This is a genomic window from Streptomyces sp. NRRL WC-3626 (assembly GCF_000718785.1).
Lineage (GTDB): Bacteria > Actinomycetota > Actinomycetes > Streptomycetales > Streptomycetaceae > Streptomyces > Streptomyces edwardsiae.
Genome location: NZ_JOCA01000007.1, coordinates 218,430 through 236,825 on the forward strand (window position 1 = coordinate 218,430; position 18,396 = coordinate 236,825).

The 18,396-nt window shown below is 73.7% G+C and carries 19 protein-coding genes; 8 read left to right on the forward strand and 11 right to left on the reverse strand.

Annotated elements, in window-relative coordinates; translation table 11 throughout:
• Positions 1-39 precede the first annotated feature (39 nt).
• The 3 genes from IF28_RS0114095 to IF28_RS0114105 all read right to left on the reverse strand — a co-directional run bounded on the left by IF28_RS0114095 (position 40) and on the right by IF28_RS0114105 (position 4,773).
• Positions 40-1,533 carry a hypothetical protein gene (locus IF28_RS0114095; protein WP_030218935.1) on the reverse strand — a complete coding sequence of 498 codons (1,494 nt, stop codon included), beginning with the start codon at positions 1,531-1,533 and terminating at the stop codon, positions 40-42.
• A 151-nt stretch (positions 1,534-1,684) separates the two neighbouring features.
• The gene (locus IF28_RS0114100; RefSeq protein WP_030218938.1) at positions 1,685-4,039 is read right to left on the reverse strand and encodes a glycoside hydrolase family 65 protein; all 2,355 of its coding nucleotides are present in this window, start codon (positions 4,037-4,039) and stop codon (positions 1,685-1,687) included.
• Positions 4,036-4,773: a beta-phosphoglucomutase family hydrolase gene (locus IF28_RS0114105; RefSeq protein ID WP_030218941.1), complete on the reverse strand. Its 738-nt coding sequence runs from the start codon at positions 4,771-4,773 to the stop codon at positions 4,036-4,038. The genes IF28_RS0114100 and IF28_RS0114105 overlap by 4 nt, the downstream gene beginning before the upstream one ends.
• A gap of 92 nt (positions 4,774-4,865) precedes the next feature.
• On the opposite strand from IF28_RS0114105, the gene IF28_RS0114110 reads away from it, so the two are divergent.
• Both IF28_RS0114110 and IF28_RS0114115 read left to right on the forward strand, forming a co-directional pair.
• Positions 4,866-5,528: a nucleoside/nucleotide kinase family protein gene (locus tag IF28_RS0114110; RefSeq protein ID WP_030218944.1), complete on the forward strand. Its 663-nt coding sequence runs from the start codon at positions 4,866-4,868 to the stop codon at positions 5,526-5,528.
• 16 nt (positions 5,529-5,544) lie between these two features.
• Positions 5,545-6,039 carry a GNAT family N-acetyltransferase gene (locus tag IF28_RS0114115; RefSeq protein ID WP_030218947.1) on the forward strand — a complete coding sequence of 165 codons (495 nt, stop codon included), beginning with the start codon at positions 5,545-5,547 and terminating at the stop codon, positions 6,037-6,039.
• A gap of 241 nt (positions 6,040-6,280) precedes the next feature.
• Here IF28_RS0114115 and IF28_RS0114120 read toward each other — a convergent pair whose 3' ends face one another.
• Positions 6,281-6,691, reverse strand: coding sequence for a DUF3662 domain-containing protein (locus IF28_RS0114120; protein WP_030218950.1), 411 nt, complete (start codon positions 6,689-6,691; stop codon positions 6,281-6,283).
• A 5-nt stretch (positions 6,692-6,696) separates the two neighbouring features.
• Positions 6,697-6,876 (reverse strand): hypothetical protein, encoded by a 180-nt coding sequence (locus IF28_RS0114125; protein ID WP_030218953.1) that lies wholly within the window; start codon positions 6,874-6,876, stop codon positions 6,697-6,699.
• A gap of 168 nt (positions 6,877-7,044) precedes the next feature.
• Between IF28_RS0114125 and IF28_RS0114130 the strand changes: the two genes are divergently transcribed.
• The 3 genes from IF28_RS0114130 to IF28_RS0114140 all read left to right on the forward strand — a co-directional run bounded on the left by IF28_RS0114130 (position 7,045) and on the right by IF28_RS0114140 (position 11,019).
• On the forward strand, positions 7,045-7,962 hold the full coding sequence (locus IF28_RS0114130) for a MurR/RpiR family transcriptional regulator (protein ID WP_030218963.1): 918 nt from the start codon (positions 7,045-7,047) through the stop codon (positions 7,960-7,962).
• A gap of 291 nt (positions 7,963-8,253) precedes the next feature.
• The gene (locus IF28_RS0114135; RefSeq protein WP_030218966.1) at positions 8,254-8,628 is read left to right on the forward strand and encodes a hypothetical protein; all 375 of its coding nucleotides are present in this window, start codon (positions 8,254-8,256) and stop codon (positions 8,626-8,628) included.
• Positions 8,629-8,742: 114 nt separating this feature from the next.
• Positions 8,743-11,019, forward strand: a complete 2,277-nt coding sequence (locus tag IF28_RS0114140) for a SpoIIE family protein phosphatase (RefSeq protein ID WP_051713747.1) — start codon at positions 8,743-8,745, stop codon at positions 11,017-11,019.
• 112 nt (positions 11,020-11,131) lie between these two features.
• On the opposite strand, the gene IF28_RS0114145 is transcribed toward IF28_RS0114140, so the two are convergent.
• Both IF28_RS0114145 and IF28_RS0114150 read right to left on the reverse strand, forming a co-directional pair.
• Positions 11,132-11,779: a peptidoglycan-binding domain-containing protein gene (locus IF28_RS0114145; RefSeq protein ID WP_030218971.1), complete on the reverse strand. Its 648-nt coding sequence runs from the start codon at positions 11,777-11,779 to the stop codon at positions 11,132-11,134.
• A 75-nt stretch (positions 11,780-11,854) separates the two neighbouring features.
• Positions 11,855-12,685 (reverse strand): hypothetical protein, encoded by an 831-nt coding sequence (locus tag IF28_RS0114150; RefSeq protein ID WP_030218974.1) that lies wholly within the window; start codon positions 12,683-12,685, stop codon positions 11,855-11,857.
• A 130-nt stretch (positions 12,686-12,815) separates the two neighbouring features.
• Between IF28_RS0114150 and IF28_RS0114155 the strand changes: the two genes are divergently transcribed.
• Positions 12,816-13,538 (forward strand): TetR family transcriptional regulator, encoded by a 723-nt coding sequence (locus tag IF28_RS0114155; RefSeq protein ID WP_030218977.1) that lies wholly within the window; start codon positions 12,816-12,818, stop codon positions 13,536-13,538.
• Positions 13,539-13,703: 165 nt separating this feature from the next.
• Positions 13,704-14,108 (forward strand): Zn-ribbon domain-containing OB-fold protein, encoded by a 405-nt coding sequence (locus tag IF28_RS0114160; RefSeq protein WP_030218979.1) that lies wholly within the window; start codon positions 13,704-13,706, stop codon positions 14,106-14,108.
• A gap of 43 nt (positions 14,109-14,151) precedes the next feature.
• Here IF28_RS0114160 and IF28_RS0114165 read toward each other — a convergent pair whose 3' ends face one another.
• The 3 genes from IF28_RS0114165 to IF28_RS0114175 are packed head-to-tail and all read right to left on the reverse strand — an operon-like array spanning position 14,152 to position 16,465.
• Positions 14,152-14,532, reverse strand: a complete 381-nt coding sequence (locus IF28_RS0114165) for a PPOX class F420-dependent oxidoreductase (protein WP_030218983.1) — start codon at positions 14,530-14,532, stop codon at positions 14,152-14,154.
• Between the two features lie 9 nt (positions 14,533-14,541).
• Positions 14,542-15,273, reverse strand: a complete 732-nt coding sequence (locus tag IF28_RS0114170; protein ID WP_030218987.1) for a class I SAM-dependent methyltransferase — start codon at positions 15,271-15,273, stop codon at positions 14,542-14,544.
• Positions 15,266-16,465 carry a MalY/PatB family protein gene (locus IF28_RS0114175; protein WP_030218991.1) on the reverse strand — a complete coding sequence of 400 codons (1,200 nt, stop codon included), beginning with the start codon at positions 16,463-16,465 and terminating at the stop codon, positions 15,266-15,268. Before IF28_RS0114175 ends, IF28_RS0114170 begins: the two co-directional genes overlap by 8 nt.
• A 154-nt stretch (positions 16,466-16,619) precedes the next feature.
• Here IF28_RS0114175 and IF28_RS0114180 point away from each other — a divergent pair, with 154 nt between their 5' ends.
• Entirely contained in the window at positions 16,620-17,999 is a 1,380-nt protein-coding gene (locus IF28_RS0114180) for a S1 family peptidase (protein ID WP_030218994.1), read from the forward strand.
• Positions 18,000-18,118: 119 nt separating this feature from the next.
• Here the strand turns inward: IF28_RS0114180 and IF28_RS0114185 are convergent, their stop codons facing one another.
• Positions 18,119-18,304 (reverse strand): hypothetical protein, encoded by a 186-nt coding sequence (locus IF28_RS0114185; protein ID WP_030218996.1) that lies wholly within the window; start codon positions 18,302-18,304, stop codon positions 18,119-18,121.
• Positions 18,305-18,396 lie beyond the last annotated feature (92 nt).

Below are 18,396 nucleotides of genomic sequence, written 5' to 3' on the forward strand. Positions count from 1 at the left end.
TCGTCCGGTGTCAGGTCCGCGTTTCCCGTCACGCGATCTCTAACCTCGCGCTCCGGGTCCTGGCGCCGGGGCGATACGGGCCTCGAGCTCGCCGATCCGGTGGACCGGCCAGGGCCGGGCGTACCCGGGCGGGGTGCCGTCGGGCCCGGTGAGGGCGGCGACCGGGACGCGGTCCGCGGTCCGCAGGATCTCGCCGGCCGTGGTGCTCTCGTTGTTCCCGGCGATCGCGCCGGAGGAGCAGCCGGTGTAGTAGCCGATGGGAATCGCCTCGAAGCCGGTGACCAGGCAGGGCGGGCGGACGCCGAGCCGGTGCAGGGCGTCGGCCGTACGGGCCCAGTCGCGGCGGCTGTCGGCGGTGCGGTCCACGGTGTACACCAGGACGGTCAGCTGCGCCGTCAGATGCCCGGCCAGTGCGAGTACGGCCAGGGCCCTGACCGCCGGCCGCCACTTCCCGCGCGGTGCGGTGACCAGGTGCCACAGCGCGTCCGCGACGGGGATCGCGAGCAGCGCGTAGGCGGGCTGGAGGAAGCGGGGTGCCGCGTAGGCGATCAGGAAGAGGTACGGCAGTGCGGCGGTCGTGGCGCAGGCCAGCGGCAGCAGGGTGCGCAGGGTACGGCGGGCCCGCACCGCGACGGCCAGGGCGAGGACGGCGAGCAGCGGCAGGGCGAACCACCACAGGGTGATCACCGGGTGGGGCATCGATCCGGTGCACGGGCGGCACAGGGCGCGTCCGCCGAGGCTGCGCAACTGGTCGTCGACGGCGATGTGCCAGCCCAGGCCGCCCTGGATGCGGGAGGCCTCCTCCAACCGCTCCCCCAGTCCGCCGAAGGCGGTGTACGCCTCGACCACCCAGGGGACCGCGCCCGCCAGCAGACCGCCGGTGAGGGCCAGGAGGGCCCGCCAGTGCCGGCCCGCGAGGGTGAGGGCCAGCAGGGGGACGGTCGTCCAGACGGCGTCGGTGGGCCGCATCAACGCCATCAGGGCGGCCCCGGCCACCACTCCCCACAGCGGTCCGCCGGACGCGGGGTCCGCGCGGTGGCGCAGGAAGCAGCCGACGGCGGTCAGGGCGCCGACGGCGACCCAGTAGTTCGGCATGGCCTGGGGGCCGTAGAAGAGCGTCACCCACAGGGAGGCGAAGAAGGCGCCGGCGGTGACCAGGACGCGGGTGGGGAACAGGCCGCGCCAGGCACGCAGGGCCAGGAAGAGACCGAGACCGGAGCAGACGGCCAGGTGGACGCGGAGCAGGGCGGTGGAGTCGGACCAGGAGGCGACGGGCGCCACCAGCAGGGAGACGCCCCGGGAGCGGGGTGCGCTGAAGAAGGCGGCCGGGTGGTGGGAGGTGACCTGGCTGGTGTAGACGATCTCGTCCCAGCCCAGGCCCAGCCCGGGCCGGACCAAGGCGAGTTGGGCGAGTGTGAAGACGGCGGCGAGCACCGCGAGCGGGCGGGCGTCGCCGCGTGGCGGGTGACCCGGCCCCGGCCGCCGCACGCGCCGCCGCGTCCGGGTGAGCAGTGCACCGGTGCCGTCGGTCATCGTCCGTCCCTCACTCCGCCCTCATGGGGCCCTGGGTTCCACGGGTCCTTGCAGTGGAGGACGGGTTCCAGGAAATCGGCGTTCCGGAGATCACCGACAAACTAACCCGCGTGCGCCGGGGCCGCAGGGCGGGAGCCGGCCACCGCGCCGGTCAGCGTGCGTGCGGGCGGCGGTGCGGTGGCTGCGCGGGGGCCGGCCGCGGCCCGAGCGGCGGGACGGGGCGTTCGGCGGGGGCGTCCTCCCGCACGGTCAGCTCGTCGCCGTGGTGACGGATGGTCAGCGGCGGTCCGGAGCGGAGCGTGTACGTGGCCCGGTCCGCGGTGACCTCCACGCGCAGGCACCGGCCGAGGAACCGCAGGGTGAAGGCGAGGCGGCGCAGCCGCGGCGGCAGCCGGGGGGTGAAGCGGAGGCTGCCGTCGTCCCAGCGCATGCCGCCGAACCCGGCGACCAGGGCGGTCCAGGTACCGGCCAGGGAGGCGATGTGGAGTCCGTCGCGGGTGTTGTGCTCCAGGTCGGCGAGGTCCATCAGGGCGGCTTCGGCGGTGTAGGCGTGGGCGAGGTCGAGGTGGCCGGTGCGGGCGGCGAGGACGGCCTGGACGCAGGCCGACAGGGAGGAGTCCCGTACGGTCAGCGGCTCGTAGTAGGTGAAGTTGCGGGCGATCTGCTCCTCGCCGAAGACCTCCTCGAAGTAACCGGCGCAGGTGTGCATCGCCAGCACCAGGTCCGCCTGTTTGATCACCTGTTTGCGGTAGAGGTCGAAGTAGGGGAAGTGCAGCATCAGCGGGTACTGGTCGGCGCGGGTGCCGGCGAAGTCCCAGCGCTGGTAGCGGGTGAAGCCGGCGTGCTGTTCGTGCACGCCGAGTTCGTCGTTGTAGGGCAGGTGCACGGCTTCGGCCGCGTCCCGCCAGCCGGCGCTCTCCTCCTCGTCGACGCCGAGGTCCGCCGCCCGGTCGGGGTGGCGTTTGCAGGCGTCGGCGGCGGCCAGCAGGTTCGCCCGGGCCATGAGGTTGGTGTACGTGTTGTCGTCGGCGACGGCGCTGTACTCGTCGGGTCCGGTGACCCCGTCGAGGTGGAAGACGCCCCGGTCGTCGTGGTGGCCGAGGGAGCGCCAGAGGCGGGCGGTCTCCACCAGCAGTTCCACGCCGGTGTCGTGTTCGAAGCGTTCGTCGCCGGTGGCCTGGACGTAGCGCACCACGGCGTCGGCGATGTCGGCGTTGACGTGGAAGGCGGCGGTACCGGCCGGCCAGTAGGCGGAGCCCTCCGAGCCCTCGATGGTGCGCCAGGGGAACGCGGCGCCGCGCAGGCCGAGTTGGGTGGCGCGTTCGCGGGCGACGGGCAGGGTGGTCTGCCGCCAGCGCAGGGCCTCGGCGGCGGCGTCCGGCGCGGTGCAGATCAGCAGGGGCAGTACGAACACCTCGGTGTCCCAGAAGGCGTGACCGTCGTAGCCGGAACCGGTCAGTCCCTTGGCGGGTATCGCGCGCCGTTCGGCGCGGGCCCCGGCCTGGAGGACGTGGAAGAGGGCGAAGCGGACGGCCTGCTGGATCTCCTCGTCGCCGTCGACCTCGACGTCGGCGCGGGCCCAGAAGTCGTCGAGGTGGGCGCGCTGTTCGTCGAGGAGGCCCTGCCAGCCGCTGTGCGCGGCGGCGGCCAGCGCCGCCTCCACCTGGTCGCTCATCGCGGGCCGGGAGCGTGCGCCGGACCAGCCGTGGGCGACGAGTTTCTCCACGCGCAGCCGCTGTCCCGGCTCCAGGACGGAGGTGATGGTGAGCCTGGCCATGTCGACGTTGCTCTCGCAGCCGGTGGTGGTGCTCTCGGGGCCGTCGATGACGTGGTCGGCGGCGACCGCGACCCGCAGACCGCTGCGGCGGGTGCGGTGCACCAGGCGCAGCCGGTGGTCCTTGGCGAGGTCCTCCTCGGCCTCCAGCGGGGACTTGAGGGCGCGGGCGGCGCGCGGGTCGCCGTCGGGTCCCGGCAGGCTCTCGTTGGTGACGAGTTCGGACTGCACCACCACACGCGTACGGGCGTCCACGGGCTCGACCTCGTAGGCGACGGCGGCGACGGCCCGCTGGGTGAGGGAGACCAGCCGGGTGGAGCGCACCCGGACCGTGGACCCGGCCGGGGAGGTCCACTCACACACCCGCTCGAGGACGCCCCGGCGCAGGTCGAGGGTCCGTTCGTGGCTGACGAGGCGTCCGTAGCGCAGGTCGAACGGCTCGTCGTCGACGAGCAGCCGGATCACCTTGCCGTTGGTGACGTTGATGACGGTCTGGCCCGACTCCGGGTAGCCGTAGCCGGCTTCGGCGTAGGGCAGCGGGTGCAGTTCGTGGACGCCGTTGAGGTAGGCGCCGGGCAGGCCGTGGGGTTCGCCCTCGTCGAGGTTGCCGCGCCAGCCGACATGGCCGTTGGACAGCGCGAACACCGACTCGCTCTGGGCCAGGACGTCCAGGTCCAGGCTGTGTTCGCGCACGGTCCACGGTTCGACGGCGTACGCCCGCTGTGTGATCACTTCGCTCCCCCGAGTTCGGCCAGGTCCGTCACGACCCGGTCGGCGCCGTGTGCGTACAGGGCGTCGGTCTGTCCGACCCGGTCCACACCGACGACGTATCCGAAGTGCCCCGCGCGGCCCGCGTCCATGCCGGCCAGCGCGTCCTCGAACACGGCGGCCCGGGACGGTTCGACGCCGAGGTCGGCCGCGGCGGCGAGGAAGGTGTCGGGCTCCGGCTTCCCGGGCAGCCCGCGTTCGGCGGCGACGACGCCGTCGATCCGTACGTCGAAGAGGTCCTCGGCGTCGATGGAGCGCAGGACGTCACGGCAGTTGGCGCTGGAGGACACGATCGCGGTGCGCAGTCCGCGGGCGCGGACCGCCGTCAGATAGCGCAGGGTGCCGTCGTAGGCCGCCACGCCGTCGGTGCGGATCCTCGCGAGCAGCAGTTCGTTCTTGCGGTTGCCGAGGCCGTGCACGGTGCGGGCGTCGGGCGGGTCGCCGGGGCCGCCCTCGGGCAGCCGGATGTCGCGGGAGGCGAGGAAGGTGCGGACGCCGTCGGCGCGGGGGCGGCCGTCGACGTACCGGCCGTAGTCGGCGTCGCCGAAGGGCCGGAAGGCGTCGCCGTCCCGTTCGCGGAGGAAGTCGTCGAACATCTCCTTCCAGGCGGCCGCGTGGACGACGGCCGTCTTCGTCACGACCCCGTCGAGGTCGAAGAGGCAGGCGAGGATGTCATCGGGCAGACCCAGATCCGTCATGGGGAGACCGTTCCCCGTACGGCGCGGATCAGTGGGTGGCGCGGGCCACATGGCGGCAGGACGCCCGCTTCCCAGGTGACACACTCTCCCTTGTGGCGCCCTCCTTCGACGAGCTTCTCCGGCGTGCCCGTGCCCTCCCCCGAGGCGGCCGGCGCGCGATCCTCGGTATCGCCGGCAGTCCGGGCGCGGGCAAGTCGACGCTCGCGGAGCGGCTGGTGCGGGAGCTGAACGGCGGCGGGGAGCCGTGGGTCGCGCACGTCCCGATGGACGGCTTCCACCTCGCCGACGCCGAACTGGACCGGCTCGGCCGCCGGGACCGCAAGGGCGCCCCGGACACCTTCGACGCGGCCGGCTACACGGCACTGCTGCGGCGGCTGCGCGAGGAGGCGTACGGCGACGTCGTGTACGCCCCCGGTTTCGAGCGGGCGCTGGAGCAGCCGGTCGCGGGCGCGCTGCCGGTGCCGCCGGCGGCCCGGCTGGTGGTGACGGAGGGCAACTACCTGCTGCTGGAGTCCGGCGCCTGGGCGCGGGTGCGGCCGCAGCTCGACGAGGTGTGGTTCTGCGAGTTGGACGAGGAGGAACGGCTGCGGCGGCTGATCGCCCGGCACGTGGAGTTCGGCAAGAGCCGTGCGGAGGCGGTGTCCTGGGTCGAGCGCAGTGATCAGCGCAACGCCGGGCTGGTCGCGTCGACGCGGGAGCGGGCCGATCTGGTGGTCCGGTCCCCGGAACGGGGTGGACGGGGTGCGGCCTGGTGACGCAGGCTCTCGTACCGTGATCAGAGAAGCCACCGTGCACGACGTCCCCGAGATCCGCGCGATGATCCGTGAACTCGCCGCCTACGAGAAGGCTGCCGGCCAGGCCCGCGCCACCGAGGAGCAGTTGCGGGCGGCGCTGTTCGGCGAGGACCGCGCCGCCTCCGTCCTGATCGCCGAGGACGACGGCACCGGCGGCGTCGTGGGGTTCGCGCTGTGGTTCCCGCGCTTCTCGACCTGGACCGGCACGCGGGGGATGCATCTGGAGGACCTCTACGTCCGCCCGGGCACCCGGGGCGCCGGACACGGCAGGGCGCTGCTGGCCGGGCTCGCGGCGATCTGCCGGGAGCGGGGGTTCGAGCGCTTCGAGTGGGTCGTGCTGGACTGGAACGCGCCGGCGATCGCGTTCTACGAGTCGCTCGGCGCGGAGCTGCTGAAGGAGTGGACGGTGTGCCGGCTGACCGGCGCCCCGCTGGAGGCACTCGCCGCACGGGCGGTTCCCGCGGTGGGCTGAGAAACGTCGGCGAGGGACCTCACGACGGCGGACCTGCGCCGGACCCGCACGCGCACCCCGATACCGAAGTCGACGGCGGTCGGGGCGCGTCGAGGCGGCAGTCGCTGCACAGGCCGGGCGGCGTCCGGTGTTCCGGGCCCGTCTGCCCATCCGACCGCGAACTGTGCGGTGCGGCGCGTGTGTTGGTCATGCCGGCGCCGCGACGCGTCCGCGGCCGCCTCCGCGACGGCCGTATCGCGGGCTACGGGGTCCGCTCCCCCGCGCGCTGGAAGGCGTCCGCGCTGACGTGCGGCATGACGGTGCTCGCCACGCGGTAGCGGCCGCCCGGGACTTCGGCGGAACGGCGGACGTGGACCGCGAGCGGGCCCGCCCATTCGTAGCCGTGGCGTGCGGCGTGCCGGGCGAGGCGGTCGGTGAGGGCCTGCCCCACCCCGGCGCCGTGGCGCGACAGTTCGTCGTGCACCGGCCCGGCGAGTTCGACGTCGTAGGCGTTGGGGACCATGACCCGGCCGGCCCCGCACACCACGGCGTGGCTGTCGCACTCGCGGCGCAGGGCGTCGACGAGTTCGACCGGTTCCCGGTCGAACAGCCGCGCCCGCAGCGCTTGCCACCGGTTCTCCAAAGCGTCTTCCAGCGCGCTCAGGGCACTCATATGTGTCACCTGTCCGATTCGGTCCGGCGTTCCTCGAAGTCGTCGGGCTTGATCTCCACTTCCTCCAGCGCCTCGCGCAGGGTGCGGCCGGTGCCGCCGCGGGCGCGGGCCTCGTTGCCGTCGTGCCGCCCGACGACGCGGTCGGTGTCGCGGGTCTTCGGCCGGTTCTCCTCGGGGACGGTCATGTCCGGTGACTCCTGGTGTGTCATGGGTTCGTGTTCGCCGGTTCGACGGGTTCCCGCCGACGGCGCGGCTATCCCCGCCGATGCGTGCGGTGTGCTCCGCGGAGCGGACCGGTCACCGGGGCGGGTGGGCTATGTTGAATCCTCGTGGGAGACGAAGGAGGCACACCGGTGCGATCGCCGCAGCAGGCACGCGCACAGGCATCCACCATCACCTCGGGGAAGACGGGCCGGGATCCGGAGGTGTCTCCCACGGCCCAGCTCCGCACGCTGTTCGACCGGCCCCGGCTCTCCCCCGGGCAGCGGCGCATCGCCCAGTATCTGATCGAGCACATCGCCGAGGCGGCGTTCCTGTCGATCACGGATCTCGCGGACCGGGTCGGGGTGAGTCAGCCCTCGGTGACCCGGTTCGCCTCGGCGGTGGGCTTCAGCGGTTACCCGGCGCTGCGGGAGAGGCTGCAGTCGATCACGCTCGGCGCCCGCTCCGCCGGCGACGCCGAGGAGGTCCGGGGCAACGAACTGCAGGCGGCGGTCGACGCCGAGATCGAGAACCTGGAGAACCTGCGGCGGGACTTCGCCGACGCCGACCGGTTCATCGAGGCCGGCCGACGGCTGGCCGCGTCCACTCCGCTCACCGTCCTCGGTCTGCGCATCTCCGTCTCGCTGGCCGAGTACTTCGCCTACGCCGCGCGCCGCGTCCATCCGGACGTACGGCTCGTGACACTGGGCGGCAGTGTCGCCTACGACGCGCTGCTGCAGTCACGGGAGGCGGGCGGCACCTGGGTGCTGGCGTTCTCCATGCCGCGGCACGCCCAGGAGACCCTGACGGCGGTGCGGGTCGCCCGCAGTGCCGGGCTGAAGGTCGCGCTGATCACCGATCTGGCGCTGGGCCCGCTCGCGGACGAGGCCGACGTCACCTTCGCCACCGGGACCGGATCGCGGCTGGTGTTCGACTCCTACGCCGCCCCCGGCGTGATGTGCGCGGCGCTGCTGCAGGCCATGACGGACGCCGACCCGGAGCGTACGCAGGCCCGGCTCGACGAGTACGAGCGCGTCGCCGACGAGCACCACTTCTTCCTCCGGGACTGACCCGCGCCCGGGGCCGGCTCACGGGGTGCGCCCCTACGAAGCACGCATGAATGTTTTCATACGTCTTGAAAACCAGATGGCATATATAAATACTGCTCACGGATCACAGCCCGGCCGCTCAGCACCGGGCGTCCGCGAGCACCCGCGGCCGTCGGCTCCTACCCGCACCGACGGCGAGGGTGTTCCGGCCGGGCGTTCCAGCCCGGCCACCCCGTGGCGGCTCCGGCCATCCCCTAGGCCGGGGCCGCCCCACACCGTCGTCCACCCATGCGACGCCGTACACCCGGAGCGATGATCATGCCTCTGACGACCACGCGCCTCGGCCCCGACTGGCCCTGCCAGGTCAAGACCCCCGGCAGCTACGACTGGGAACGCTCGGCCGCCAAGTGGCTGCGCGAACTGGTTCCCGCGCGCTACGCCGGCTACCCGGCGTTCATCCGGCATCCCGTCCTGCTGGCCCGCCACGCCCGGATCCAGGTCGAGCACGAGATCCGGGTGGCCCGCACCGCCCTGCAGACCGCCCGCGCCGATCTGCCCCGGGCCGGACTGCACGAGACGGTCATCGAGCACACCATCAAGCTGTACGCGGCCGAGATCGCGCAGCTCCAGCACATCGCCCGCAGCGTACGGGCGGTCGCCCTGGCGCTGGCCGAGTCCGGCCGCTGACCGCAGCCCCCACCGGCCGGGCCACACACCCCTCCCCCGGCCACGGCCGCTCACCGCAATCATGCGAACAAGCCGGTCAACGAACCGCGGCAGGTGTGCGATGCTCAGGGCGTGATGAGGGAGCCCGTCGCCCCGGTGGGGTCCGGAGCCGCGCCGGACCTGGTGGAACTCGCCGGGATCGTCGCCCGGCAGCGTGCCGAGCTGGACCGGTTGCGCGAGCAGGCCGCGACGGCGGCCGTCGTGGAGCGTGCCAAGGGCGTCGTGATGGCGCGGACCGGCGGCTCCGCGGACACCGCCGGCGAGGAACTGCTCCGGCGCGCCGAGGCGGGCCGCCGCACCCTGCTCGAGGAATGCCGGATCACCCTGGGCGAGGGGGACACCACCGCCGATTCCCCGGCGGAGCACCCGCTTCCCGACGCCCCGCGCCGGCTCGCCCCGGCCCTCGCGCACGGCCGTTCGCCCCGGGAGCTGGCCCGCTGCCTGCTGGCCCACCTCGGACCGGAGCTGGCCGCGGACGCGGTGATGATCTACGCCCGGCGGGACGGCGGCACCCTGGAACTGCTCGGGCACGCCGGGATCGACGACCGGCTCGCCGCCCAATGGCGCCATGGGCCGCCGTTCGGCGGGGCCGAGGTGTCCGACGCCCCCGCCGCCGGTGAACCGCGCCGGCCGCCGATCGGGGATCCGCCCGGGCGCCGGTGGTCCCACGCCTGGCTGCCACTGCCCGGCGGCGACGGCCCCGACATCCGCGTCGGGGTGCTGCGCGGCCGCCCCGGCCCCTTCACCCCGCGCGAGCGCGACCGGCTGCGCGAGGCCGTCCTGCTGTGCGCGGGGCGGCTGTGCGGCTTCACCGCGCCACCGGAACCGGCCGCCGGGACGCTCCCGGACGCCGTGCGGGCGCTGTTCGCCGCGCTGCCGGTGCCGGCGATGCTGCTGACCCCGGTGCGCGGCCCGGCCGGCGCGACCGAGGACTTCCGGGTCGACGCCGTGACGGCGCAGGGGGCCGACGTCCTGGGCGGCACCGGGGACGACCCGGCCGGGCGGCGGCTGCGCGAGCTACGGCCCGACCTCGCGGACACCCCCGTGTGGCGGGGCTGTCTGGCCGCCCTCGCCGGCGGGGAACCGTACGAGAGCGAGCCGTTCGGCCTCCCGGACATGGTGGACGGCGTCACCGAGCCGGCCACCACCTACGTCGTACAGGTGACCCGGCTGGAGGACTCGCTGGTCCTCATCTGGGTCCGGCACACCTCCTTCGACCGGCAGGAACAGCGGCTCGCCGATCTGCAGCGACTGGGCGATCTCGGTTGGGCCAACTGGAACCTGGCCGGCCGCGAGGCGTCCTGGTCGCCCCAGGTCTTCGCGATCCTCGGCCGGGACCCCGCCGACGGGCCGGTGGGGCTCACCGGCCTTCCCGGACTCGCGGTGCCCGAGGACCGGCCCGCGCTGAGCCGGGCCGTCGAAGCCCTGCTCGACGACGGAGTGCCGCTGGACGCCCCGTTCCGGGTACGCGGCACGCGCGGTGTCCGGCATCTGCGGCTGGCCGCCGAACTGCACGGCACGCCGCTCGAGGTGCACGGCTTCCTCCAGGACCTGACCGCGCGACGGCGGGCCGAACTCGCCCTGGTGGAGTCCGAGCGGGCCATCCTCACCCAGCACGACGTGCTCCAGGCCGAGCGGACCCTGGTCGCCCGGCTGCAGAACGCGCTGCTGCCGCTGCCGCAGCGGGCGGTCGAGCTGGCCGGGCTGCGCGTCGAGGTCGCCTATCTTCCCGCCCAGGCCGGCATACACGTCGGCGGCGACTGGTTCAGCGCCATAGAACTCCCCGACGGCGACGCCCTGTTCGTCGTCGGCGATGTCGCGGGGCACGGGGTGGGCGCCGTGGCCACCATGGCCCAGCTGCGGTTCACCGCCAAGGGCATGGTCATCACCGGCTCCTCGCTGACCGGCGCGCTCGCCCGGCTCAACACGCTGCTGCTGCACTCCCGGGACAGCCACGGCACCGCGACCATGGTGCTGGCCCGCTACGAGCCCGAGCGGCGGCGCCTGGTGTGGGCGCAGGCGGGACACCTCCCGCCGCTGCTGCTGCGCGACGGCGAGGTGACGTATCTGCCCCGGCCCCGCGGCATGCTGCTCGGCGGGGCCGCGTCGCCGCACTTCGAGGAGGCCGAGTGCCGTCTCGAACCGGGCGACCGGGTACTGCTGTACACGGACGGTCTCGTGGAACGCCCGCCGGAGAACATCGACGTGGGGCTGGCACGGCTCGCCGCAGCGGTGGCGGCGCACCCCGGTGACGGGAACGGATTCCCGGGCCCGCTGCTGGAGACGATGCTGGACGGCGAACGCCGCGACGACGTGTGCCTACTGGACATCCGGGTGCCGGGGCAGCGGTAGCCCCGGGCTGACCAGGACCGGCGTCCGCCGCGGGACACCCGCGTGCCGGGGCCGCGGTGGCCACCGGGCCCGCCGGGACATCCGCGTGCCGGCGCTCTCCCGTGGTCACCGGTCAGCCGGCAGGCTCTCCGGTACGGGATTCCAGGGCGAGGCGGGTGTCGTCGCCGTAGACGCCGGTCTCGTCGCCGCGGATGCCGTACCAGAGCTGGAAGCGGGCGACGGCGGCGGAGAGGGTGGCGTCGTAGCGGCCGTCGGTGGCGCCGGACCGGTAGACGTCGGGGACGCGCAGCAGACGCTCCTGGAGTTCGGTCACCTCGGGGCCCGTGTCGCCCTCGCTCAGGAAGCCCGGTTGTGCGGGGGCGGCCGGCGGCGGGGTGGTGGTGACAGTGCTCGTGGCCGGGGGCGGGACGGGTGCCGCGCGGTCGCCGGCGGTCCGTTCCATCAGCAGGAGGGCGCCGCCGAAGCCGGCCACCGCCGCGGCGGCCACCGCGAGGGCGATGGCGGCGCGGCCGCGTACGGAGGGGCGGGGGCGGGCGGAGGGGCGGGGGCGGGCGGCCGGTACGGGCGGGATTTCCTGTGTCAGGTCCTCGGAGCCGCGCGGTGGCGGGGGCAGCGGCACGGACTCGTATCCGCCCCGACCGTCCTGCTCGAACTCCCGGAACAGCTCCGCGAGTGCGTCGGTGCGGCGCGGACGCAGGACGCGGACGGGTTCGAGGGGTGGCCCGTCGTCCGGCCGCCCCGGTTCGGACGGTGTCGTCACGTCGCTCTCCTTCCGTTCTGCGCGGGGGAGTTGAGCCGTCTGCGCAGAGAGATACGTGACGAAGGGGCCGGAGGTTCAGCGGGTGCGCAGGAAGCGGCGCAGGGACGCGGTCAGGGCGGACAGGAACGCCTCGCGGGCCTGGTCGTCGAGGGCGTCGAGGGACAGATAGGGGTTGAGGTCCTCCAGTTCGACCAGCAGCAGTGCGCCGTCCGGCGCGCGGCAGGCGTCGACGCGCTGGATGCCGTGGGCGAGGGTGTTCCACTCGATGAAGCCCCGGGCGAAGTCCAGGTCGTCCGGGGTGGGTTCGTACGGTACGAGCTGCCAGCGCCGCTCGGGGTGCGGGGCGTGGAGGGCGTACTGGAAGTCGTGGTCGACGAAGTAGAAGGAGACCTCGTAGGAGAAGTCGATGTACGGCTGCACGAGTACGTCGCCGCCGGCGATGGCGGACACCTCGCCGGCGGGGACGATGCGCAGCCCCATGGAGTCGGCGCCGAGTGCGGGTTTCACCACGTACCGCTCGGCGGCGGGCAGGAGGTGCAGATCCGCCGGCCGACCGACGGTGGGGATCACCGGACGGCCGGCGGTGGTCAGGTCGAGCAGGTACCCCTTGCCGGCCATGTCGCCCCGGCCGGTGAGGGGGTTGTAGACCGGCTTGCCGGTCGCGGTGGCGCGCTCGCGGAAGGCGTCGTAGGCGTCCTGGTACCCCAGTACGGGACCGCTGTTGCGGACGACGACGGCGTCGAAACCGTCCATCAGCGCGGCGGCGTCCCGGGGATGGCACAGGGCGAGGTCGAGGTGCTCGCGCAGCCGGGAGGTGAGGAAGATGTCCTCGTCGCAGTAGCGGCGCCCGCGGGCCGGGTAGGCGAGGTCGGTGACGTACAGGACGCGGGGACGGGCGGTCCGCATGACGGGCTCCTCGGGGACGACGGTGCCACGATCATAGGATTGACCTGCCGGAATGCCATCCGACGGTACCGAGTTCCGCGACATCCTGCACTGCGTGCCACGCCGGCTGTCCCGGTGCTACGTTCCGTGCATGAGCTCCAGCAGTGCGGCTCCCGGCCGCGGTGACAAGGCCGAGAAGCCTCCGATGCGGGACGCCCTGGTCGCGGCGGCGTTCCGGCTGTTCCTGGAGCGGGGTTACGAGCAGACCACGGTCGACGACATCGTGGCGCTCGCGAGGGTCGGACGGCGGTCCTTCTTCCGCTACTTCCCCTCCAAGGAGGATGTGGTCTTCCCGGACCACGAGCGGTGCCTGGCCGACATGACCGACTTCCTGGCGGCCGGCCCCGCCGACGGCGAACCGGTGCGCCGGGTCTGCGACGCGGCCCGGCTGGTGCTGCTGATGTACGCCGAGAACCCGGCGTTCTCCGTGCAGCGCTACCGCCTCACCAAGCAGGTGCCGGGGCTGCGGGCCTACGAGCTGTCCGTGGTCTGGCGGTACGAGCGGGCGCTGGCCGGATATCTGCGGGAGCGGTTCGCCGGTCTGCCCGACGGCATCCTGCGCGCCGATGTGATCGCGGCGGCGGTGGTGGCGGCGCACAACAACGCCCTGCGTTCCTGGCTGCGTTCGGACGGGAAGGGGGACGCGGGGGCCGCGGTGGACCACGCGCTGGAGCATGTGCGGGAGGCGTTCACCGCCGGGCCCGTCCCGCCGGTGGCGGAGGGGCCCGAGGACGTGGTGGTGGTCGTCTCACGGCGCGGGGCGCCGCTGTGGCGGGTGGTGCGGGAACTGGAGACCGCGCTCGGGAACGGCTGATCCGGCACGGACCCCCGCCCCGATTTCGAGGGTACGCAGTGCCTTTACCTGTGGCACTGAGTGCCATACCCTGTGGCCTGTGCACGGTGGCACGACACACCGGGCACACGCGTGCCGGGTGACCGCGCACGCCGGATTCCGGCCGAGTGCAGGGAGTTGACCAGCGTGTACCACCACTCAGGAAGCGTCGCTCAGCAGGCAGCCGGCTCCGCGGCGGGCGTCCTCGACCCGCAGGCGGAGGCCATGCTCTTCCAGCGCTGCGCCTGGTGCGGCACCGCCACGTACCACCGGCTGCTCTGCCCGGTCTGCCAGGGCAGTGAGCTGCGTACGGAGCGCAGTCAGGGCGTCGGGACGATCCGCCATTCCACGGTGGTGCACCGCAACACCCCGGCGGCCCGCAATGTGTCCCTGATCGAGATGGCCGAGGGCTTCGTGGTGCGGGGCAGGGTGATGGGCCCGCCCATCGGCATCCACGGCGGCGACCGGGTCCGGCTGTCGACGGCCAAGGACCCGGTGCGCGGCGAGCCGGTCTTCCAGCTGGTGGACGAGCCGTTCCGGGCCTGGACCTGACGGTCGCTCGACCACGGTTCCAGGACGCGCGGTCCGGCCGGGTTCAGAGCGTGATGCGGATACCGACCGTGCCGTCCGCGCCCCGGCGCAGCCGGCTGCCCAGCAGGGTCAGCCGGCCCACGAGGCCGTACTTGCGGGCGAGCAGTTCGCGGTAGCGGGCGGTGGTCGCCGCGTCGCAGATCTCCGCGGTGCCGGGGACCTGCTCGCCGGTCGGGTTGCCGCGCAGGTCGCAGGGGCCGACCAGGACATCGCCGCGGGCGCGGATCCGCTTCACCTTCCACGAGTCGGTGACGGTCCACACGCCGAGCGCGTCACCGTCGCGCACCACCCACACCGGGGTGGCGACGGGCGTACCGTTCTTGCGGTAGCTGGTGACCAACAGGTACTTCCCGGCACCGAGCCGGTCGGGCAACGCCTCGTCCATGTGGGAAGTCTACGCGTGCGGGCGGCGCGCGACGAAGACGAACTCCCGCCCCGGGCGGTCGGGGGCGTCCCGTACGTCCTCCGTCTCGTAGCCGTGCAGGGCCAGATCCGCCTCGACCTCCTCCCGTTCGCGGAAACGCAGCGTCGAGTCCGAGGTGAGCACCGCCCCGTCCGCGGCGAACACGTAGGTCGTACGGAAGGTCACCAGCGGGCCCTCCACCCCGGTCACCCGGTGCCAGCTCTCGACCGGGCCGACGCCGGGGATGTCCGCCGTGTGGTACGACTCCTCCCGCGTCCAGCCCTCCCAGGCCCGCCGGGCCGGGACACGGGTCTCGAACACCAGGCGTCCGCCCGGCCGCAGGGCCGCGTGAGCGCCCCGCAGCGTGCCGTGCCAGCTGTCCGGATCGGCGATGGCCTGGGCGACGTTCGCCGTCATGGTCGCCAGATCGGCCCGCAGCGGCGGCAGCGCCGTGGCGTCGCCCTCGATCCAGCGGACCCGCTCCCCGCCCGGCTTGGCCCTGGCCACGTCGAGGGAGGCCCCGGCGGGTTCGACGCCGACGACCTCGATCCCCCGGCCGGCGAGGAGCAGCGCGAACACGCCCGTCCCGCAGCCGATGTCCAGCACCCGCCGGGCCTGGAACTCTTCCGCCATGGCGAGGTAGGCGCGGAGATCGCTCCGGTCGGGGTCGAGGGGGTCGTAGACCGCGGCGAGCCGCGGATTTCCGAAGCACTCGTCAGCCACGGTCGCCGCCCGCGCGCTCCACGGCGGCCGCCATCCGCCGTACGGCCTCATCGAGCACCTCGGGCGAGGCGGCGAGGTTCAGCCGGGCGTGGCCCGCTCCTCCGGTGCCGAACGGCAGGCCCGAGTTGAGGGCCACCCGGCCGTGTTCGAGGAAGGGGGCGGCGGGGTCGTCGCCGAGGCCGAGGGCGCGGCAGTCCAGCCAGGCGAGGTAGGTGGCGTCGCCCGGCCGGTGGCGGACCGCCGGCAGCCGTTCGGCCAGCAGGTCCGCGAGGAGCCGCCGGTTGGAGTCGAGCCCGTCGAGCAGGGCGTCCAGCCACGCGGTGCCGTCGCGCAGGGCGGCGGTGTGGGCGAGGATGCCGACATGGCTCGGGCCGTGGCCGACCTCCTCGGGCATCCGCGCCAGGTCGTCCGCGGCGTCGGCCCCCGCGACGGCGAGGGCCGCCTTGAGTCCGGCCAGGTTCCACGCCTTCGACGCCGACATCAGGGACAGTCCGCGCTCGCCGCCCGGCACGCTCAGGTACGGCACGAACCGCGAGTCCCCGAGGGCCAGCGGGGCATGGATCTCGTCGGCGACGACGCGTACGCCGTACCGCTCGGCGAGGGCGGCCACGGCGGTCAGCTCGTCGGCGGTGTGCACGGTGCCGGTGGGGTTGTGCGGGCTGCACAGCAGATAGGCGGCCCGCCGCCGGCCCTCCGTCACCCGCCGGAAGGTGTCCTCGAGGACGTCCAGGTCGATCCGCGCGTCCGCGCCGAGCGGGGCCTCGGCCACCTCCCGGTCCAGGTGGCGGACGAAGTCGTAGAAGGGCGGGTACACCGGCGGGTTGACCACCACCGGGTCCCCGTACCCGGTGACCAGCTTCAGCATCTCCACCACGCCCAGCATGACGTCGGGCACGATCGCGGTGCGCTCCACGGCGAGCCCGTCCCAGTCCCACCGCTTCCGCGCGAAGGCGGCCAGCGCCTCGGCGTAGGCGGTGCCGGCCGGGTAGCCGGTGTCGCCGAGCTCCATGGCCCCGGTGACGGTGCGGACGATCGGTTCGGCCAGGGGTACGTCCATCTCGGCCACCCACAGGGGCAGTACGTCCTCGGGGTGGGTGCGCCACTTCATGCTGGTGCGGCGGCGCAGCCGGTCGAGGGTGAGGGTGCGCAGGGGATTCGGTTCACCGGACGTGGCGTTCGGGGTCCTGGTCATGATTCCCACGATAGGCGGCCCGCGGCCGTGGCGCGGAAGGGATCGCGTCCGGTCTGAACGCGGCGGGTTCCGGGCCCGTATGGGTAGAGGACCTCCGACTCGGCGGGGGTCTCCGCGGTGTCCGTACCGCGCGGCTGAGGTTCGGGAGCCATGCATGAGGCACGCACGACGACGGGTCGTCCGGCGAGTGACACGGCTGGCGGCCGTCGGCGGACTCCTCCTGGGGGCCACCATGGTCACCCACGCCGTCGCCAGTGAGCCCCGCGCGCCCGGCGCGGTGCCCTTGTCCACCGCCGGGGAGAAGGCGTCGGCCGGACCGGGCGACGAACTGGTGTCCCGGCTCGGCACGTCCCGTACGGCGGGCAGCTGGATCGCCGCCGACGGCGGGACGGTGGTCGCGGTCACCGACGAGAAGGCGGCGGCGCGGGTACGCGGGTCCGGCGCCGAGCCGAAGATGGTGGACCACAGCATGGACGACCTCAAGTCGGCGACCAAGACGCTGGGTTCGGCGCCGCGCGTGCCCGGGACCGCGTGGGCCGTGGACTACCGGGCCAACGAGGTGGTGGTCCGGGGCGACCGCACGGTGTCCGCGGAGGACTGGTCCGAGCTGACCGAAGTCGCCGACGGCATCGGCGGGTTCGTCCGTATGGAGCGCAGCGAGGGCACGTTCACCACCCGCCTCAACGGGGCCCGGCCCATCCTGTCGACGGCCGGCCGCTGCTCGGCGGGCTTCAACGTCACCGACGGGAAGCGGGACTTCATCCTCACGGCGGGTCACTGCGGGCCCGACGGCTCGGTGTGGTTCGCCGACGACCAGGCGAAACAGGAGGTGGGGACGACGGTCGGCGGCAGCTTCCCGGGGGACGACTACTCGCTGATCGAGTACGCGTCCGGCCGGGCGGGCGAGGGCGCCGGTGTGGTGGCCGTCGGCGAGGGCAAGGGCGTACGGATCACGGGGGTGGCGGATCCCACGGTGGGCCAGCGGGTGTTCCGCAGCGGCAGTACGAGCGGACTGCGGGACGGCGAGGTGACGGCGCTCAACGCGACGGTGAACTACCCGGAGGGCACGGTCAGCGGTCTCGTCGAGTCGAATGTGTGCGCCGAGCCCGGGGACAGCGGCGGTCCGATGTTCTCCGAGGGGATCGCGCTCGGTGTCACGTCGGGTGGCAGCGGTGACTGCCGGACGGGCGGTACGACGTACTTCCAGCCGGTGACGAAGGCACTGGCCGAGCTCGACGTACGGCTCATCGTGGCGCCCGGCGCCGACGGCGGTGCGGCGAAGCCCTCCCCGGCCCCGTCGGACGCGCAGGGCGCGGTGGCTCCGGACGCCGCTTCGCCGGGGTCGTCGACCTCGGTGAAGGGCATCCTCCCGGACCCGTCGACACTGGTGTCGCGGCTGGCCGATCCCCGTAACGTCGGTCCGGGGCTACTGGTGTTCGGGGCCAGCCTGGTCGCCCTGGTGGCGTCCCGCTGGATACGGGCCGAGCAGGACCGCAAGGAGTATCGCCGGCACTATTCGGCGACCTGGGGCTGAGCAGGTCCCCCGCCGGGTCGGACGGGGGACGGTGATGCCGGGGTCGGTGTGGGAGGGGCACCCGTGGGGACACGGGTGCCCGGGTGACGGGTCGACGAGCCGGGGCGGCGGGACGCCGCTCAGGCGGCTCTGGCCGGCTGCGGGAGGGCCGAGGCCCACTCCTGGACCAGGCGCTGGTACTCCTCGCGCTGTTCGACGCTCAGTGTCCCGCCCGACCGGAGCCACAGGGCCCGGATCTCCTCGTTGACCTCGGCAGCCGATCGCTCGGAGGAGGGTTCAACACTGGTGGACATACCGTGAAGCATACGGCGCCCGGCGTGAAGGCGCTGTGAGTAATCGCACCCTCTTCGGGCATTTCGGACAGTGTCACTGATCACGTCCATCTGCCCAGCAACGT

Excerpts from the sequence above, each read along its gene's own strand:
- IF28_RS0114095 (WP_030218935.1), bottom strand. The coding sequence starts at position 1,533 with ATGACCGACGGCACCGGTGCACTGCTCACCCGGACGCGGCGGCGCGTG.
- IF28_RS0114105 (WP_030218941.1), bottom strand. The coding sequence starts at position 4,773 with ATGACGGATCTGGGTCTGCCCGATGACATCCTCGCCTGCCTCTTCGAC.
- IF28_RS0114120 (WP_030218950.1), bottom strand. The coding sequence starts at position 6,691 with ATGAGTGCCCTGAGCGCGCTGGAAGACGCTTTGGAGAACCGGTGGCAA.
- IF28_RS0114125 (WP_030218953.1), bottom strand. The coding sequence starts at position 6,876 with ATGACCGTCCCCGAGGAGAACCGGCCGAAGACCCGCGACACCGACCGC.
- IF28_RS0114135 (WP_030218966.1), top strand. The coding sequence starts at position 8,254 with ATGATCATGCCTCTGACGACCACGCGCCTCGGCCCCGACTGGCCCTGC.
- IF28_RS0114140 (WP_051713747.1), top strand. The coding sequence starts at position 8,743 with ATGAGGGAGCCCGTCGCCCCGGTGGGGTCCGGAGCCGCGCCGGACCTG.
- IF28_RS0114150 (WP_030218974.1), bottom strand. The coding sequence starts at position 12,685 with ATGCGGACCGCCCGTCCCCGCGTCCTGTACGTCACCGACCTCGCCTAC.
- IF28_RS0114155 (WP_030218977.1), top strand. The coding sequence starts at position 12,816 with ATGAGCTCCAGCAGTGCGGCTCCCGGCCGCGGTGACAAGGCCGAGAAG.
- IF28_RS0114165 (WP_030218983.1), bottom strand. The coding sequence starts at position 14,532 with ATGGACGAGGCGTTGCCCGACCGGCTCGGTGCCGGGAAGTACCTGTTG.
- IF28_RS0114175 (WP_030218991.1), bottom strand. The coding sequence starts at position 16,465 with ATGACCAGGACCCCGAACGCCACGTCCGGTGAACCGAATCCCCTGCGC.
- IF28_RS0114180 (WP_030218994.1), top strand. The coding sequence starts at position 16,620 with ATGAGGCACGCACGACGACGGGTCGTCCGGCGAGTGACACGGCTGGCG.
- IF28_RS0114185 (WP_030218996.1), bottom strand. The coding sequence starts at position 18,304 with ATGCTTCACGGTATGTCCACCAGTGTTGAACCCTCCTCCGAGCGATCG.